The organism is Bradyrhizobium sp. Ec3.3 (assembly GCF_000472925.1).
Lineage (GTDB): Bacteria > Pseudomonadota > Alphaproteobacteria > Rhizobiales > Xanthobacteraceae > Bradyrhizobium.
Genome location: NZ_AXAS01000056.1, coordinates 1 through 14,119, shown reverse-complemented (window position 1 = coordinate 14,119; position 14,119 = coordinate 1). Strand labels below are relative to the sequence as shown.

At 60.2% G+C, this 14,119-nt stretch carries 15 protein-coding genes and 7 pseudogenes; 7 read left to right on the top strand and 15 right to left on the bottom strand.

Annotation, left to right across the window (positions count from 1 at the left end):
• Positions 1 to 35: 35 nt before the first annotated feature.
• Together YUU_RS0136165 and epsC are read left to right on the top strand one after the other, a co-directional pair.
• The gene (locus YUU_RS0136165) at positions 36 to 602 is read left to right on the top strand and encodes a flavin reductase family protein (protein ID WP_027526714.1); all 567 of its coding nucleotides are present in this window, start codon (positions 36 to 38) and stop codon (positions 600 to 602) included.
• Positions 603 to 642: 40 nt separating this feature from the next.
• A complete protein-coding gene (gene epsC, locus YUU_RS0136160; protein WP_027526713.1) occupies positions 643 to 1,593 on the top strand; it encodes a serine O-acetyltransferase EpsC in 951 nt (316 codons plus the stop codon).
• Between the two features lie 109 nt (positions 1,594 to 1,702).
• Here the strand turns inward: epsC and YUU_RS61635 are convergent, their stop codons facing one another.
• The 9 genes and pseudogenes from YUU_RS61635 to YUU_RS62885 all read right to left on the bottom strand — a co-directional run.
• A complete protein-coding gene (locus YUU_RS61635; RefSeq protein ID WP_245288205.1) occupies positions 1,703 to 1,975 on the bottom strand; it encodes an ABC transporter permease in 273 nt (90 codons plus the stop codon).
• Complete coding sequence (locus YUU_RS61630) at positions 1,962 to 2,456, bottom strand: ABC transporter permease (protein WP_245288204.1); 495 nt, start codon at positions 2,454 to 2,456, stop codon at positions 1,962 to 1,964. The genes YUU_RS61635 and YUU_RS61630 overlap by 14 nt, the downstream gene beginning before the upstream one ends.
• Positions 2,449 to 3,312 (bottom strand): ABC transporter ATP-binding protein, encoded by an 864-nt coding sequence (locus tag YUU_RS0136150; protein WP_027526712.1) that lies wholly within the window; start codon positions 3,310 to 3,312, stop codon positions 2,449 to 2,451. Before YUU_RS0136150 ends, YUU_RS61630 begins: the two co-directional genes overlap by 8 nt.
• Entirely contained in the window at positions 3,309 to 3,599 is a 291-nt protein-coding gene (locus YUU_RS61625; RefSeq protein WP_245288203.1) for a hypothetical protein, read from the bottom strand. Before YUU_RS61625 ends, YUU_RS0136150 begins: the two co-directional genes overlap by 4 nt.
• 13 nt (positions 3,600 to 3,612) lie before the next feature.
• A complete protein-coding gene (locus tag YUU_RS52840) occupies positions 3,613 to 4,359 on the bottom strand; it encodes an ABC transporter substrate-binding protein (protein ID WP_245288202.1) in 747 nt (248 codons plus the stop codon).
• A gap of 27 nt (positions 4,360 to 4,386) precedes the next feature.
• Entirely contained in the window at positions 4,387 to 5,313 is a 927-nt protein-coding gene (locus tag YUU_RS0136140) for a TauD/TfdA family dioxygenase (RefSeq protein ID WP_027526711.1), read from the bottom strand.
• Between the two features lie 188 nt (positions 5,314 to 5,501).
• Complete coding sequence (locus YUU_RS62465; RefSeq protein ID WP_256375324.1) at positions 5,502 to 5,636, bottom strand: hypothetical protein; 135 nt, start codon at positions 5,634 to 5,636, stop codon at positions 5,502 to 5,504.
• A gap of 317 nt (positions 5,637 to 5,953) precedes the next feature.
• Positions 5,954 to 6,493, bottom strand: coding sequence for a GcrA family cell cycle regulator (locus YUU_RS57125; protein ID WP_084801707.1), 540 nt, complete (start codon positions 6,491 to 6,493; stop codon positions 5,954 to 5,956).
• A gap of 512 nt (positions 6,494 to 7,005) precedes the next feature.
• Positions 7,006 to 7,126 (bottom strand): annotated as a pseudogene (locus tag YUU_RS62885) (IS3 family transposase); the annotation flags it as partial.
• Between the two features lie 103 nt (positions 7,127 to 7,229).
• Here YUU_RS62885 and YUU_RS57120 point away from each other — a divergent pair.
• Positions 7,230 to 7,592: pseudogene (locus YUU_RS57120) on the top strand (transposase); the annotation flags it as partial.
• Positions 7,593 to 7,866: 274 nt separating this feature from the next.
• On the opposite strand, the gene YUU_RS52835 reads toward YUU_RS57120, so the two are convergent.
• Positions 7,867 to 8,613: a ferritin-like domain-containing protein gene (locus YUU_RS52835; protein ID WP_245288201.1), complete on the bottom strand. Its 747-nt coding sequence runs from the start codon at positions 8,611 to 8,613 to the stop codon at positions 7,867 to 7,869.
• A gap of 662 nt (positions 8,614 to 9,275) precedes the next feature.
• Here YUU_RS52835 and YUU_RS0136125 point away from each other — a divergent pair.
• Both YUU_RS0136125 and YUU_RS57115 read left to right on the top strand, forming a co-directional pair.
• Positions 9,276 to 9,830, top strand: a complete 555-nt coding sequence (locus YUU_RS0136125) for a peroxiredoxin (RefSeq protein ID WP_027526709.1) — start codon at positions 9,276 to 9,278, stop codon at positions 9,828 to 9,830.
• Positions 9,827 to 10,347 (top strand): annotated as a pseudogene (locus YUU_RS57115) (alkyl hydroperoxide reductase); the annotation flags it as partial. The gene YUU_RS0136125 and the pseudogene YUU_RS57115, both read left to right, overlap by 4 nt.
• A gap of 265 nt (positions 10,348 to 10,612) precedes the next feature.
• Here YUU_RS57115 and YUU_RS61620 read toward each other — a convergent pair.
• The 4 genes and pseudogenes from YUU_RS61620 to YUU_RS57105 form a co-directional block, all read right to left on the bottom strand.
• Positions 10,613 to 10,711 (bottom strand): annotated as a pseudogene (locus YUU_RS61620) (DUF6088 family protein); the annotation flags it as partial.
• A gap of 183 nt (positions 10,712 to 10,894) precedes the next feature.
• On the bottom strand, positions 10,895 to 11,239 hold the full coding sequence (locus YUU_RS0136115) for a hypothetical protein (protein WP_245288200.1): 345 nt from the start codon (positions 11,237 to 11,239) through the stop codon (positions 10,895 to 10,897).
• Positions 11,240 to 11,768: 529 nt separating this feature from the next.
• Positions 11,769 to 11,894: a hypothetical protein gene (locus YUU_RS62460; RefSeq protein ID WP_256375323.1), complete on the bottom strand. Its 126-nt coding sequence runs from the start codon at positions 11,892 to 11,894 to the stop codon at positions 11,769 to 11,771.
• A gap of 38 nt (positions 11,895 to 11,932) precedes the next feature.
• Positions 11,933 to 12,223, bottom strand: a complete 291-nt coding sequence (locus tag YUU_RS57105) for a Fic family protein (protein WP_371260540.1) — start codon at positions 12,221 to 12,223, stop codon at positions 11,933 to 11,935.
• Between YUU_RS57105 and YUU_RS52825 the strand changes: the two are divergent.
• Positions 12,223 to 12,915 (top strand): annotated as a pseudogene (locus YUU_RS52825) (IS110 family transposase); the annotation flags it as partial. The gene YUU_RS57105 and the pseudogene YUU_RS52825 sit on opposite strands and share 1 nt — an antisense overlap.
• A 294-nt stretch (positions 12,916 to 13,209) precedes the next feature.
• Positions 13,210 to 13,688: pseudogene (locus YUU_RS57100) on the top strand (IS5/IS1182 family transposase); the annotation flags it as partial.
• Between the two features lie 68 nt (positions 13,689 to 13,756).
• Here YUU_RS57100 and YUU_RS60875 read toward each other — a convergent pair.
• A pseudogene (locus YUU_RS60875) lies at positions 13,757 to 14,119 on the bottom strand (sulfotransferase); the annotation flags it as partial.

Below are 14,119 nucleotides of genomic sequence, written 5' to 3'. Positions count from 1 at the left end.
CCAGCATTCGACCGTCCGATGCAGGAGAGATAGACATGGGAAAGTCGGACATTCACCTCGTTACTGACAACGACGAGATCGAGCACCAGTTTCGCGCGGTGATGCGTCGCCTCGCCGGCGGCGTGAGCATCATCACGGCCGGGCGCGACGAGGACATCACGGGGATGACGGTCACGTCGCTGACCTCGCTCAGCGCAAGTCCGCCGCGCCTGCTGGTCAGCGTCAACCGGCAGGCGTCGTCCTTTGCGCTGATCGAGCGCCACGGGATATTCGGCGTGAATATTCTGGGCTCCGACCAGCAGGAGCTGGCGAGCCGGTTCAGCAATGGCCGCCTCAAGGGCCCACTACGTTTTGACAGCGCTCCATGGTCTGCGGGCACGTCCGGCGTTCCGCTGCTTGGCAACTCGCTCGCGACCATCGAATGCCGCGTCGAGGAGATCATCGAGCGCTACTCACACGGGATCATCGTCGGCAGCCTGTTGAGCTTCGACCTGTCGCCGCAGCTTTCCGGACTGGTGTACTGGAACGGCCAGTACATCGAGATCAAGCACGAGCTGGATCTTCTCTGGGAGAACACCATTCCCTTGGCGCACGTGAGGTGACCCCATACACCGGCATCACAACCGATGGGGTTACGGCAGCATGAAGCACGAGGTTCCCCAGCAATCCTCCGAGGAGGCGACGCTCACCCCGGGCAATCCCGCGCAGAAGCGCTGGCAGCTCGATCGGCTCGTCGCCGCGCTCCGCGCCTCGCGGGAGGAGACCCACAGCATCCGCCGGGATGGCGAGGCCCGCCGCGCCCCGTCACGCGAGGCGCTCCAGGCTATTCTCGACGGCCTGACCGAAGCACTGTTTCCGCGGCACTATGGCCAATTCGATCTCGACGGCGAGAATATCGACTATTTCGTCGGCAACCGCCTCAGCATCGCCCTCGACAACCTTTGCGACCAGATCCATCGCGCCGCGCTCTTCGTCGGCGATAAACTCACGCCCGGCTTCCGGCGCGACGAGGCGATCGAGCTGACGCGCGGCTTTGCCTCGCAGCTTCCAGATGTGCGCGGGCTGATCATCAGCGACCTCCGCGCCGCCTTCGTTGGCGATCCCGCGGCCAGGAATTTTCCTGAGATCCTGATCGGCTATCCCGGGATGACCGCGATCATCCACCACCGCCTAGCGCACATCCTCCACCGGCTCGGCACGCGGTTGATTGCGCGTCTCGTCGCGGAAATCGCCCACACCAGGACCGGCATCGACATTCATCCCGGCGCGAGCATCGGTTCCGGCTTCTTCATCGATCACGGTACCGGCGTCGTCGTCGGGGAGACCGCGATCATCGGCAATAACGTCCGAATCTACCAGGCCGTGACGCTGGGCGCGCGCCACTTCCCCACCGACCATGAGGGCAATCTGATCAAGGGCGACGCTCGGCATCCGATCGTCGAGGACGACGTCGTGATCTATGCCGGCGCGACCATCCTCGGCCGGATCACGATCGGCCGGGGCTCGACCATCGGCGGCAATGTCTGGGTGACCCAGGACGTGCCGCCGAACAGCATCGTGACGCAGGCCATGGCGCGCAACAAGCAGGTCTAGACAGCCGGCGCCTTCCAGCGCATCAGCCGGCGTTCCAGCGCCTCGAGGATGGCGTTGAAGACAAGGCCGATCACGGTGATCCCGAGGATCCCGAAATACATCGGCGGGATCAGGAAGCTGTATTGGCTGTTGATGATGAATAGCCGAGCCCAGATTTCGCGCCGACCATCTCGGAGGCCACCAGCACCAGCATCGCGGAGGCGCTGGCCAGGCGAATCCCGACGAAGATCGTCGGCAAGGACGCCGGCAGGATCACCTTGCGGAACAGCTGGCTCGGCGTCGCGCCCATCGTCCGCGCCGACCTGACCAGAAGCGGATCGACCTGCCGGACGGCCGCGATCGTGTTCAGGAGCAAAGGCCAGGCGCAGCTATAGATCACCATGACTGACCTTCGACAGCTCGCCGATGCCAAGCAGCAGGATGAACACCGGCAACAGCGCCAGAGGTGCCGTATTCCGCGCAATCTCGATGATCTGGTTGAGGACTTCACCGAGCCGCGCGTACCATCCCGTGAGCAGACCCAGCGGCACCATCAGGCCGACGGCGATCAGGAATCCACTGAGGGCCCGCAGCAGGCTCGCGCCGACGTCGTCGTAAAGCTCGCCGGTCTGCGCGAGCTGCCAGCCTGCAGCGATCACCTCGGAGAACGGCGGCAGGAACGTCACGTCCACGAGCCCCAGACGTGGCGCGGCTTCCCAGACGGCCAGTAACAACACCAGCAGCAGGGACCGTTGACCAAGTGCTCCGAACCGCTGCGCGAGGCCGCTGGACGCGTCAGCCAACGAGCTCGCGCGTTGCGCAGCATGGTCTTTTGGTCGCCCCTCCGCCAGCTCCAGAAGCGTCAGCATCTCCAGATTAGACATGCGCCAACTCCTTTGTAGTCTTGGCTCGTACGCGTTCGCCCGCTGCGGGAAGCTGCGATCCCTGCGCCTTCAGGACCTCATCGCGCAGCAATGACCAGACGTCGTGGCGCACGCGCCCGAATTGCGGAAACGAGCGGACGTCCTCGGTCTCGCTGTGCATTTCGCCGGGAACGTCCACGACCTCCTTGATGCAGCCGGGACGCGAGGTCATCACCGCAACCCGCTGGCCAAGAACGACGGCCTCGTCGATTCCGTGCGTTATGAAGAGGATCGTCTTTCCCGTTCTGCGCCAGATCCGCAGCAGCTCGCCCTGGAGCGTTTCGCGCGTCTGGGGATCGAGAGCTGCGAACGGCTCGTCCATCAGCAGCACCTCGGGATCGTAGGCGAGGCTCCGGGCGATCGCGACGCGCTGTTTCATGCCGCCGGAGAGCTCGTGCGGATATCTGTCCGCGAACCCCGATAGCCCAACCAGATCGAGATAATGCAGCGCTCTCTCGCGCCGCTCCCTCGTCCTCAGCCCCGCAATGTCGAGCCCAAACGCGACATTCTCGGCGGCCGTGCGCCAGGGGAACAGCGCATATTGCTGGAAGACGATGCCGCGATCACGCGCCGGTCTTTCGATCGGCTTGCCATCGAGCAGGATGCGCCCGCTGCTTGGTGGTGTCAGACCGCCAAGCAGGTCCAGCAACGTCGACTTGCCGCAGCCGCTCGGACCGACCAGCGCCAGAAATTCGCCGTCACGAACGTCCAGCGTGATGTCGTCCAGCGCAGTGAAGCGTTGCGCCGGCCCGCCATCCTTGCCGCGGACCAAAAACTCCTTCCGCACATGCTCGAAGCGGATCTTGGCATTTGTCATTTGGCCTCCGCGGTCTTGCCCGAACGGAAATAGTTGAACTCGTTGGTATAAAGATCGGACGGCTTGAGCTGGTCCTGCTTGAGCAGACCGTCCTTGACCAGCCAGTCGATCCACACCTGAAGCTCGGCGTCGCCGATCACTCCGCCCTTGGTCGCGACACCGGTGCTCTTCCAATATTTGATTGGCGTTGAGTCCTCGTTGCGCTTGCGCTCGGCGATAACGCGCTCGAAGCGGGCGCGGACCTCCTCCGGCGGGGTTATCTGCGCCCATGCGATGGCACGCGACACACCTTCGATCAGTTTACGGAGGTGTTGGATTGTCCTTGATGAACTTGTCGCGCAGGACGTAGGAGCCGCCGGTGAAATTGTCGAACAGATCAGTGTCGGCAAACAGTCTGCGAATGCCGCCGCGATCGAGCGCCTTGTCGCGAAGGATTCCGCTCAGCGTGGTGACTTCGACCTGCCCTTGCCTTAGCGCCTGTTCGCCGGTAACGGGAGGAATCGCGACCAGCGTCACCTGCTTGGCCTCGGCGGGCGTCAGGCCGTTTCGGGCGAGATATTCCCGCAACACGAACTCGAGGTGAGCGCCGAGCGTGTTGACCGCGACCTTCTTGCCGATCAGATCGCGCGCGGTCTTGATCGGGCTGTCCTCCTTCACGTAGTAGCCGTTGTAGGTGTTGTCGTCGGATCCATAGTAGCCGACTACCGCCTTGATGGGTGCCTTCGCCGCGATCAGCTTGATGATCGCACCATAGAACGCGCCGCCAATATCGATGTCGCCGGTGACTACGGTCTGGATGTCCTGCGGTCCACTGATGGTGTTGCCGACCCATTTGAGCTTGAGCGGCGCGAGGTAGCCAAGATCGTCCGCCAGCTCGACGAATGTCACCTGGCCGGCCCAGCCCTGGTACCGGACCTCGGTCTTTTCGAGCGGCGGCTCGGCCATGGTAGCACCCATCAGCCCCATCGTCGCGATGCCGGCTAGGCCCAGTCGACGAGCCTTCGAGAGTGCGCCGGACGTCATCCGGCGCAACGATTGAATTCTCATGATTGTCACCCTCGTGTCGCTGATGGTCTAGGCGGCCTTCGCCTGCGGCTTGGTGGCCTTGATACAGGTCACGCTTTTGCGGCCATCGATCGAGACCGGCACATCGCCGTCGAAGGTGGCACGCCGCACAACGCGGTGCTGGTCGCCGTAGTCATTGACGGCATAATGCTGGGTGGCGCGGTTGTCCCAGATCACCACATCTCCTTGCCGCCAGCTCCACCGCACGGTGTTCTCCGGCGCGGTAACGTGCGACTGGAACAGGTCGAACAGCTTCTGGCTGTCGTATTTCGACAGGCCGACGAAGCGCTGGACGAAATTGCCGAGCACCAGCGTCCGCTCGTCGGTTTCGGGATGAACGCGGACGACAGGATGCTCGGTCTCGTAGATCGTGCCGGTGAAGACCTCCTCGAAATGCTTCCTGTCGGCTTCGCTCGCGCGAGTCTTGACCGCGTAGTCGTAGGCGTTGCTATGCACCGCCCACAGCTCGTCCGCGAGCTTGCGGAGCGGCGCCGGCAGATCGAGATAGGCCGCCGCCGTGTTCGACCAGATCGTGTCGCCACCGAACTCGGGAATCACGACGCCGCGCAGGACGGAGATTTTTGGATAGGCGTCGACGAAGGTGACGTCCGTGTGCCACTGGTCGGCGCGGCCGCCGCCGCGGGCGGAGTCGAGCTCGAGGATCGATGCGGTTCCCTTGGTGGCACCGACGGTCGGATGCGGCACAAGTTTTCCGAGTCGGACGGCAAAGCGCTCCTGCTCGGCGTCGTCGAGGTGGCCCTGATCGCGGAAGAAGATGACCTTGTGTTCAAGCAGAACCTGGTTGATCGCCGCGATCGTCTGGTCCGGGAGATTCCCGGAAAGCTTGATGTTCCGGATTTCGGCGCCAATGCGCGCCGACCGCTTGACAATGTCAGCGCGCGGAATGACGTTGTCGATGGCGATTGAGTCCGTCATGTCATGTTCCCCAAGACCGCGACCCCAAATTTGGACAAGGCTCCGCCGTTTGCCGATCGCGGAAGCGATGGCGGAGTGAAGACGATTGAGGTTCTGATTGGTCCTCTTGCTAGACTGCCACCGGGCTTTGGCGGCAATCGCGTCTGCCGGGTCGTTCCAGTCGAAGCCGCCTCAATGCAACTTCGTGTTCAGTTCGATGATGCTAACGCAAGGCTTTCGGAAATAGCTTCCAAAGTTTGAACTGCGCGGGAAATAGCTTCTTTCGCGGAAGCGGTAACAGCGAAACGCAAGCTGCTCTGTGCAGGATCCTTGATCCACGTCATCTCCACCATTCCGCCGCGACAGTGTACGGGGAGTGCCAGACCGCTGACGCGTAGAGAGAGAGAGAGAGAGAGAGAGAGAGAGCGAAATCCTTGGCGATCGGCCCATTAATGCGTGCCGCGTGCGCCGGAAGATCGGCCAAAAACAGATCGCGGCTGATCCGCGCAACGACCCCTGGAATATCGCGCTTAAAGCTCGGGACGTCGCCAATCGGCAAGCCGAAGGACTCAAGGCCGCTTCAGCCTCTCAGCTTTTTACAGAACTCTCCGCACAGTACCCGACCCATGGTATGGGACGTGGTGCGCGGATTAACGTCCACTTACGGCCTGAACCCACGCCCCGTTTTGAAGCGCTGTCCAGAGATGGATGAGCGTGGGGTCGTTGTTTGATAGGCCTTGCGCGCACACGCCCTGCAATAGCTTTCACCCGGAAGCGCCGGCGCACCGCAAAACCGAAACTCCGGCGAGGCCGGATCCCCGATGGGCCAGCGGCATGAACTCGGCTCAAGCTCTGCCAGAGTGAGATATCGGGCCAGTGGCACGATCTCTGCTGTGACCTCTACCTGCTCATCGACATAGTCGATCTCGGGCGAGGCCAAGGCCAGATTGCCGCGATGCCGAACGCTGGCCATGGGACCAAACCGTGATGATTGCTGGAGACGGGATGAACGCGGGGCTCGCGGTTTCGTCGCGGTGGTCACACGGCGAGAAAGACCGAGACGGTGAACCTTCCCGATCACGGCGTTTCGCGTGACGCCGCCAAGCTCGGCAGCGATCTGACTGGCGCTTAGTCCTCCCGCCCAAAGAGACTTCAGCCGTTCAATACGCTCGTCGGTCCATCCTGCACCGTCTACTGACATCCCGTTCTCACCTGCGCATCTAGCAACCGGAGCGGTATGACGATCCATGGGGCTACCGAGATGCAATGTTATGTTATAACATTGTATCTCGGTAGCGCGAGCCGGCTCGGCTTTCAAGCGCGTCACGCTACTGATTGCGGTTTATCCCCAATGCCTTGGGCGCTTCGCGGACAGTCGTCCCCACATCCAGCGAGGCGGAGCCGCGGCAATTGCGGCACTTAGAACGTCGTGGTCTGTCGTACGCAAAACCTCAAGACCGATCCTAAGCGCCGCAACGACGCTGGCTCGATGATGATCTGATTGCAGCAGCAGTTCGTCGGCTTTATTCGACATGAACCCATTTCGACGAGAACGCTCCGCGTTTCACTGGATCGCAGCACCTCGAAATTCGCCCGACGCGCTGGATTGTGCAGCAGAAGGATGTCCGATGCGAGCGCCTTGTCGAAATATTCTTGCAGGCGGCGGAGAAATAGCGCGATTCTCGCGCGCAAGACTTGCCAGAATGTCGGCGACCTCCTGCGAAATCTGATGGTCATGCGGCAACAGCTGATGGCTACACGCCCGCCGTTCGCTCGTCCCGTGAGCCACCATAAGATGCGCGACAGCTTTCCGCTTTCCCGCGGGCCCTACCATTAGACTGTATGTCCCCTCCACAAAATGAGGCGACTCACCCTCGATGTTGCGACGAGGGTTACCCGGATGGACCGGGCAGAGCCTCAAACAAGGAGGGCGAGTCGTGGGTCATCATACCGAGGCCTTTGTCGGAATCGATACGTCAAAATTGCGTAATTCGGTAGCAATTGCTGATAGCGGCCGTGGCGGCGAGGTCCGGTATCTGGGGGAGTTTCCTGCTACGGAGGCGGCGATCCGAAAGCTGGTGGCAAAGCTTGCAGCGAAATGCTGTCGTTTGACGTTATGCTACGAAGCAGGGCCGACAGGATATGGCCTCTACAGACTGCTCAAGAGCCTCGGCCATGACTGCCTGGTGGTCGCCCCCTCGCTCATTCCGAAGAAGGCAGGCGATCGAGTGAAGACGAACCGGCGCGATGCGGTAAGCCTCGCCAAGCTGTTACGCGCGGACGAGCTCACTGCGGTACACGGTCATCACCGAAGAAATGGGGATCGGCAGCTGGGTAAAATTCCCAGCGTCTGCAACGCCAAGGGCAGGCTCATCGCAGATCCAACGTCTGGCGAACAAATTGGGTCTGCGAACTCAGCAATAAGACTGAGACAGCACTCCGTCGATCCTATAAGCAACGGCGCCATTCGACATTCGCTATTTGCTGTGCGGCAGCCGGTCATCTACAAGCCGACGGGGCGAGCTGGGCCTCGGCGTTGGAAACCTCCGCAAGCGGGGCGCGACGGCGTTGAGGTCAAATTGGCCGACGCTTCGGTCTGTTTCGCTCTGCGGTCGTGAGTGGCTTAGTAATATTTCTCAGGATCGTGGCGCGGCACTTGGCAAAAAGCTCCTTCGTATAGGACCCGCCGAAGTAATCCAGAACGAAGGTGCCGGCGTAAGGAGGATCATCGGCGAAGCCACTGATCAGACTGTCGAGGATTGGGCCGACTTCGCGGATACGGTCGTCGTAGCGGGCGCGGATAACGTTAACCGCATTCGTCGAGTGAACCGCCTCGTCGGCGATCACTTCTCTCAGCCAGCGAAGGAATCTGTCGTTCCGAAGTCTGACATAAAACTCCCTTTCCGTAGCATAGGCGTGGCAAGTACACATTTCATCAAATGCGATCATAACCATTAGAGAGAATTCGTCTTTCAAGTATTCACTGATCGAACTAAAATCATGCGATCGATCGTTCAACATCTCCCGGAGATTCTCTTCGGATCCGCCAGCGACGAGTTCTATGATTTGGACGAAGCCATCAGTGTGACGCTCTTCGTCCGCGGCCCAGGCGTCAAAGAATGCCTTAGCTTCGTCGGTAACGATCAAGCTACGAATGGACAGTTCTTCTTTCAAATGCCTCGCGTCATATTCCGTATACAAATCCGGCCACAACTTGTCCCAACGCGCGCGCACAACAGATGGCTCGGCAGCGAACATCGCCGGCGTCAAAGCATTGAATAATACCTTGGGACTCCAGTTCCGTCGAACCGGCGTGATCATCCAACTGCTCCGAATCACGAGCGGTGTGGGACACTATTTCATTCCGAACGCTCGCAAAGCATCTTGCTACACAAAGTAGCATGTTGTCGCCTCCTTGTTTTGGTAGGATACAACTCCGTGCTACACTCCTGCAGCCGCACTTGAAGTCCCCTCGCGAGCGTCACCAATCTGAGACGACTCGATCACCGATGCCGAGGACAGCCTCGCAGAACGTTTCTTTCTCGCGGATCGCTCGCGTGATCGCTCGGCGCGCCCCACCCGAGCAAGTCGTTTCGACTAAGTCCAGGCGATCGCAGCAAGCGCTTTTGCCGGAGCGAAAGCAGGTTAAGGAGAAAACACATGCCACAGGCCATGGCCGCCAAATCCGTGTACCCATCAAGCGCCCGAATGGGAATGCAACGGCGTTTCGGGGTGTCCTCTGCCTTCCATTCACCAGATGATGTTGACGCTCGAATGTGCAGGTCTTCGTCAGGCCGCCAACCCGGCTCGCCCCACAGCATTGAAGTGCTGGTCCCTCCCCGATCGGTTCTCCGGAACTCTCAAACCAATCAGAACCTGTGTTGCATTTCCGCCGGTCTAAACCGCAAGATCGAGTGGCATGTCGATTGCTTCGATGAAGGCGGACCACTGCTTCCACGCGAAGCAACCCTGAGAGGACACACATGCTTGGAATTGGAAGTAAGTTGCCGTCGTTCGAAGTCACGGGCGTGAAGCCTGGCTTTCACCTGCAGGAAGAGAAGGGGCAGAGCGCGTTCGAGACGTTAACTCAAGAGAGCTTTCCCGAAAAATGGAAAATCATTTTCTTCTACCCCAAGGATTTCACCTTCGTCTGCCCGACCGAAATCGCCGAGTTTGCCCGGCTATCCAAGGACTTCGCCGATCGCGATGCGATCGTGCTTGGCGGCTCAACCGACAACGAATTCTGCAAGCTCGCTTGGCGCCGCGAGCACAAGGACCTGCATCACCTTCCGATCTGGCAATTTGCTGACTCCAAAGGCGCCCTTGTCGATGGCCTTGGCGTGCGCTCGCCTGAGGGCGTCGCCCATCGCTACACGTTCATCGTCGATCCGAAGAATACGATCCAGCATGTCTATGCGACCAACCTGAATGTCGGCCGCAGCCCGGGCGACACGCTACGGGTTCTGGACGCGCTGCAGACCGATGCGCTCTGCCCCTGCAATCGCGAAATCGGCGGCGAGACGCTGAAAGTCGCCTGAGGCAACATGTCAATCTCGAGCAGTTGAGGGATCAAATTCCGGATTGTGCCAAGGACGTCAGACTCCGGCGCCGACGATGACCGATGAGACGCTTTTTACCGCAAAGCAAATACGGCCTGTTGCTGGCGAGCGCGATTGCGACCCGCAACTCAGTGTCATAGAGGCGATGAAATCCGCGGCGGCCGTCGTAATCACGCCAGCGGCGATCGCAGCAGCGAAATGTGCGGCTGCCGTGATGGCGGTGAACAAGGTTTACTACCGCTTCGTTCACCTCGCATCCAATCCGGAATACAAGGCGATGCCGGTGCGGTTACGCGCGAACGTTGTCGCAAACCCCGTCGTGGACAGGGTCAATTTCAAGTGGTGGTCGCAGGCAGTCTTCCCGGCAAATGGTTGCGGCGGCTGCATGGACGCTCGTGAGAAAACGCTGCGGGAGGCCGGCATCAGCTCGGCGGTGGTCCAAACGGCGGTGCGCTTTGCCACGATTGTGCAGTCGGTCGCGGTCGGAATCGAGGCGACCGCGCGTAGCGTATCGGGGGTGATCCATCATTTTTTCGCTGTAGGACAAAGGGCGAGCATCTCGTATGCGCGGCCGGAGACGCAGGTCAGTGTCGGCGTAGGCCGACACAGGCCGGACATGGGCGGGATTGGTGCGGACCGGAGCCGCAGCGCGGCTACGCGCGGCAACCGTTTCCGCTTTTTTTACGACAGGCTTGGCGGCCTGGGGGCTGTAGTCCCGATCAGGCGCGCGCGCCGAGCGCATCCCTCAACGGAGAAAGGGCGACTTGCATGCCGAGCCGGAGTTCGCGAGAAGGACCCGAGGTCAGATAAACCCGACGAACGGGTACCTGCGTTGTCAGACCAAGGTGGTTGGCGCACGAGACAGGCGCGCCGAAGACGCGCGATCTAAAGCGGGTAACGGCGGACACCGTTCGGTCCAAAGCCGCCACCTTCTCGACCAACGCGAGCCTCCCCAGCGAGTGCCGAGCCTGCCGCGCCGACCTTTTCAGTTCCATCACCTATCTCGCCCAAGCCAGCCAATTGAACTCCGACCAAACTAGCGTTTATAAGAAAATCGCTGCGAGCGTGCCCACCGCGCCGCAAACCAGCCCGATCAGTGAGCCGGTTGTAGGCACGTCGCGGAACAGCAGAAATGTGAGGATCGGCTCCACCACTAAAATCGATCCCACCGATATCGCGACAATTATCCAAATGTTTTTGAGATGCATGTAGCCGAGGGCGTATCCAGAGACGAGCAGGATGCCGCCCAACGTTACCAGCAGGAACATCGGCAGAAGTGTTGTCAGAGGCCCACTCGCCGTTCCAAATTTCTTTGAGGCGATCAATTCGGCGATTATTGAAAGGGCTTCTCCTACGAAAATTGCCGCTACCGCTACAATTTTCAACATTGAGCTCAATTCCCACGTTCAGTTTGATCGGAAAGATGGGTGTTGGGAAATTCTCCAACTCGGCGCCTTCCTGGCTCGTCCCTCGCTCAACCGCATCCGCTGACTTGCGCCTTAGCCAGATCATGCATGAAGGCGAGGTGCTCATCGAGAACAGAACGTCGCAAGGTGGCGGATCAAAGACGACAGCGCGTCCCTTTGACGGACTTCAGTCAACATAATCAAGATGGATCCGGCACAGGCCGAGGTTGAGCCGAACGAGTGGAGCGAACCCGGTGGAAGTGCGTTCACTAGCTACTCTCGGGCGCAAAAATCGCGGTTCTGAAGGGCGCATCAACCATGCAGGCAACCGATAAGCCCCGCCGGGGACCGGCGGGGCTTATCGAGGCCAAGGTTACTCTGGAAGTGGGCTATCTTTTTAGTGACTGCTCGTCCATTGCGCGACCGAAGCTCATGAGGTTCCCTAAGCGCGCTCAATCGCGAGATCATAGGCGAACTCGATTCCCACCCCGATTCGATCGTGGCCCAATACTCAGTTTGGGCGACGTCTGCTGCTGCTGCTGGTGGCGATGATCAGCATGCCGATGCCCCTGATGATGATCGCGATGCGCTCCCTGATCCCGATGACGCCGGTCAGGGCGATGATCGCGGCGATCATCGCGGCAACCACAGACCAGAGCATCCCCGCGCGCTTGCTTAGTCGAGTTTAGCCGGTGCCTGAACTTCTCCCGGACGGCTCCGCCGCGGAGGAGGTGGTTCAAGCCGGCAGCAATCTGCCAGGAAAGCCGCGAACGAAGCGATGTTGCCTTGTACGCTCGCGCTCTCCAATGCCTTCATGTATTCGTCGCGTCTGTCGACCGGGATGATGGTCCAAGGCAGTCCTCCCGATACCATCATGACATTCATGAGAAAGCGTCCTGTTCGACCGTTACCGTCGGGAAGTGCATGTATGAAGGTGAAGATGAAGTGTCCGAGGACGGCTCTCACGCGTCGATTTGCAGACGCTCCACAGAGTTCGCAGTCGACTGGTGACGCAGCGAACAGCGGTCATCAATCAAATCCGGGGCTTTCTACTCGAGCGAGGGCTGCCGGTTCGGCAGGGAACGGCAGCACTCCGATTGGCGCTTCCTCAACTTCTCTCGATGCTCTCGGATAACCTGTCGCCTCGAGTAGTTCAGCTCGTTCAGGACTTGGTCGAGGACTGGCGCTATCTCGACCGGCGGGTTACATCAATTACGAAAGAAATCAACGAGCTCGCCGAGCAGGATGCACACTGTCATCGGCTGATGACTGCGCCGGGCGTCGGACCGATCATCTCAAGCGCGATGCTCGCCGCAATCGGGACTGGCGATGCTTTTCGCAAGGGCCGCGACTTTGCGGCATGGCTTGGTCTGGTACCGAAACAATTCTCGACCGGCGATCGAACCATTCTCGGCCGCATATCGAGGCGCGGCAACCGGTACCTGCGAACGCTCTTCATTCAAGGGGCCAGAGCCGTGCTTCTGAGGCGCCAGACTTGGTCCAGGCACGGGTTTGGAGCCTGGTTGGAAGCAGCGTCCAAGCGGCTCCACTCGAATGTACTGGTTGTCGCCTTGGCCACAAAACTCGCGCGCATGGCCTGGAGCATGCTCGCAAAGGGCCGTGACTACGACGCCAATTTCTTAGGCCAGACCGCCTAGGACACACGACCGGGAAGGGAAGAAGGATCCACGATCTCAATCGGAAAGGCACAATATCCCGCCGAGGTTTGCGAGACGGAAAAGACAAATGGAGAAACGGTTCCACCGACACTTCTGAAGCCTGGTTCGCAGCCATGTGCCCCTTGTCGAGGCCGTCGAGTTATTGAGGACAGGAGTGGGCGGATATCCATATTGGCTTGAGGCGACAGCCTCAAATTGGAGCCGGATAGATTGGCGCAGATCGCTACATCCTTTTGTTGATTCCTCTTGCAACGCGGGCGTGGTCCATAGATTGGTTGCAAAGTCTCGATTGCCACGCCTGCCACCGCGCCCAAAGGCAGGCAGTTTGTGCTCCATGCCAGGGCCCTGCACGGCAATCCCTATGACGGCCACACGCTCCGTCCCGTCATCGCCGACCTCGAAAAGCTCACAGGTGTTGCAGCGCGCCGCATCCACGGCGACAAGGAGCTACCGCGGCTACAACTATCCCGACCGGTTCAAGGTCTGGATCCGCGGCCAGGTTCGCCGTGTCACCAAAGCGATCCGTCGCGAGATGCGGCGTCGCGCCGCCGTCAAGCCCTGTGATCGGCCATCTCAAGGACGACCACCGGATACGCCGTAACCATCTCAACGGCCGCGACGGCGACCGCATCAACGCCGTGCTCACCGCCGCCGGCTACAACTTCAGCCTGCTCCGACGCTGGCTCGCGGAACTTTTACGTGGCCTGTTATGGATACTCTGTCGCCACCTATCGCACCCACACCTTGCGTAAAAACGGTGCTCAGAAACGTTCTTCACAAACGACAAATTACGCCGACGTTCGCCGCTACTGACCGCGAATCAGGCCTCACCAACCTCAAAGAATCGTTCGTAAGGTCCGTCTGCGAAGTGCCGCCGCAGCTCATGAAAGTTCTGTACGGTTTGGTCTAGCGGTCGCGTTTCTTGGCGCTGAAGCATGGCGCTACCAGACAGCTGAAGCGCTGGGACCCCCAGGAACGCCCAAACCGTTGCCANGCAGGCGCTTGGTTGGTGAAGTAGCCTTTCATACTCGATCACGAGCATNCCGGTCGACGCGAAGGACTGAGCAACTCGGGCATGGAAATCGTCGGCGGCCTTGAAATAGGCCTCGCAGTCGGCGATTGACAATGTAACGCGCGGCGGCGGTGCCGCCTCGCCGTCAGAACTGAACTTCAGCCATTGGCC

What these genes read in the sequence shown, in the direction of transcription:
- YUU_RS52840 (WP_245288202.1), bottom strand. Translation starts at nt 4,359, where the DNA reads ATGAGAATTCAATCGTTGCGCCGGATGACGTCCGGCGCACTCTCGAAG.
- YUU_RS0136115 (WP_245288200.1), bottom strand. Translation starts at nt 11,239, where the DNA reads ATGTTGAAAATTGTAGCGGTAGCGGCAATTTTCGTAGGAGAAGCCCTT.
- YUU_RS0136125 (WP_027526709.1), top strand. Translation starts at nt 9,276, where the DNA reads ATGCTTGGAATTGGAAGTAAGTTGCCGTCGTTCGAAGTCACGGGCGTG.
- YUU_RS0136150 (WP_027526712.1), bottom strand. Translation starts at nt 3,312, where the DNA reads ATGACAAATGCCAAGATCCGCTTCGAGCATGTGCGGAAGGAGTTTTTG.
- YUU_RS61635 (WP_245288205.1), bottom strand. Translation starts at nt 1,975, where the DNA reads ATGGTGATCTATAGCTGCGCCTGGCCTTTGCTCCTGAACACGATCGCG.
- YUU_RS62460 (WP_256375323.1), bottom strand. Translation starts at nt 11,894, where the DNA reads ATGATCGCCGCGATCATCGCCCTGACCGGCGTCATCGGGATCAGGGAG.
- YUU_RS62465 (WP_256375324.1), bottom strand. Translation starts at nt 5,636, where the DNA reads ATGACGTGGATCAAGGATCCTGCACAGAGCAGCTTGCGTTTCGCTGTT.
- YUU_RS57125 (WP_084801707.1), bottom strand. Translation starts at nt 6,493, where the DNA reads ATGTCAGTAGACGGTGCAGGATGGACCGACGAGCGTATTGAACGGCTG.
- YUU_RS0136140 (WP_027526711.1), bottom strand. Translation starts at nt 5,313, where the DNA reads ATGACGGACTCAATCGCCATCGACAACGTCATTCCGCGCGCTGACATT.
- YUU_RS0136165 (WP_027526714.1), top strand. Translation starts at nt 36, where the DNA reads ATGGGAAAGTCGGACATTCACCTCGTTACTGACAACGACGAGATCGAG.
- YUU_RS52835 (WP_245288201.1), bottom strand. Translation starts at nt 8,613, where the DNA reads ATGATCACGCCGGTTCGACGGAACTGGAGTCCCAAGGTATTATTCAAT.
- YUU_RS61630 (WP_245288204.1), bottom strand. Translation starts at nt 2,456, where the DNA reads ATGTCTAATCTGGAGATGCTGACGCTTCTGGAGCTGGCGGAGGGGCGA.
- epsC (WP_027526713.1), top strand. Translation starts at nt 643, where the DNA reads ATGAAGCACGAGGTTCCCCAGCAATCCTCCGAGGAGGCGACGCTCACC.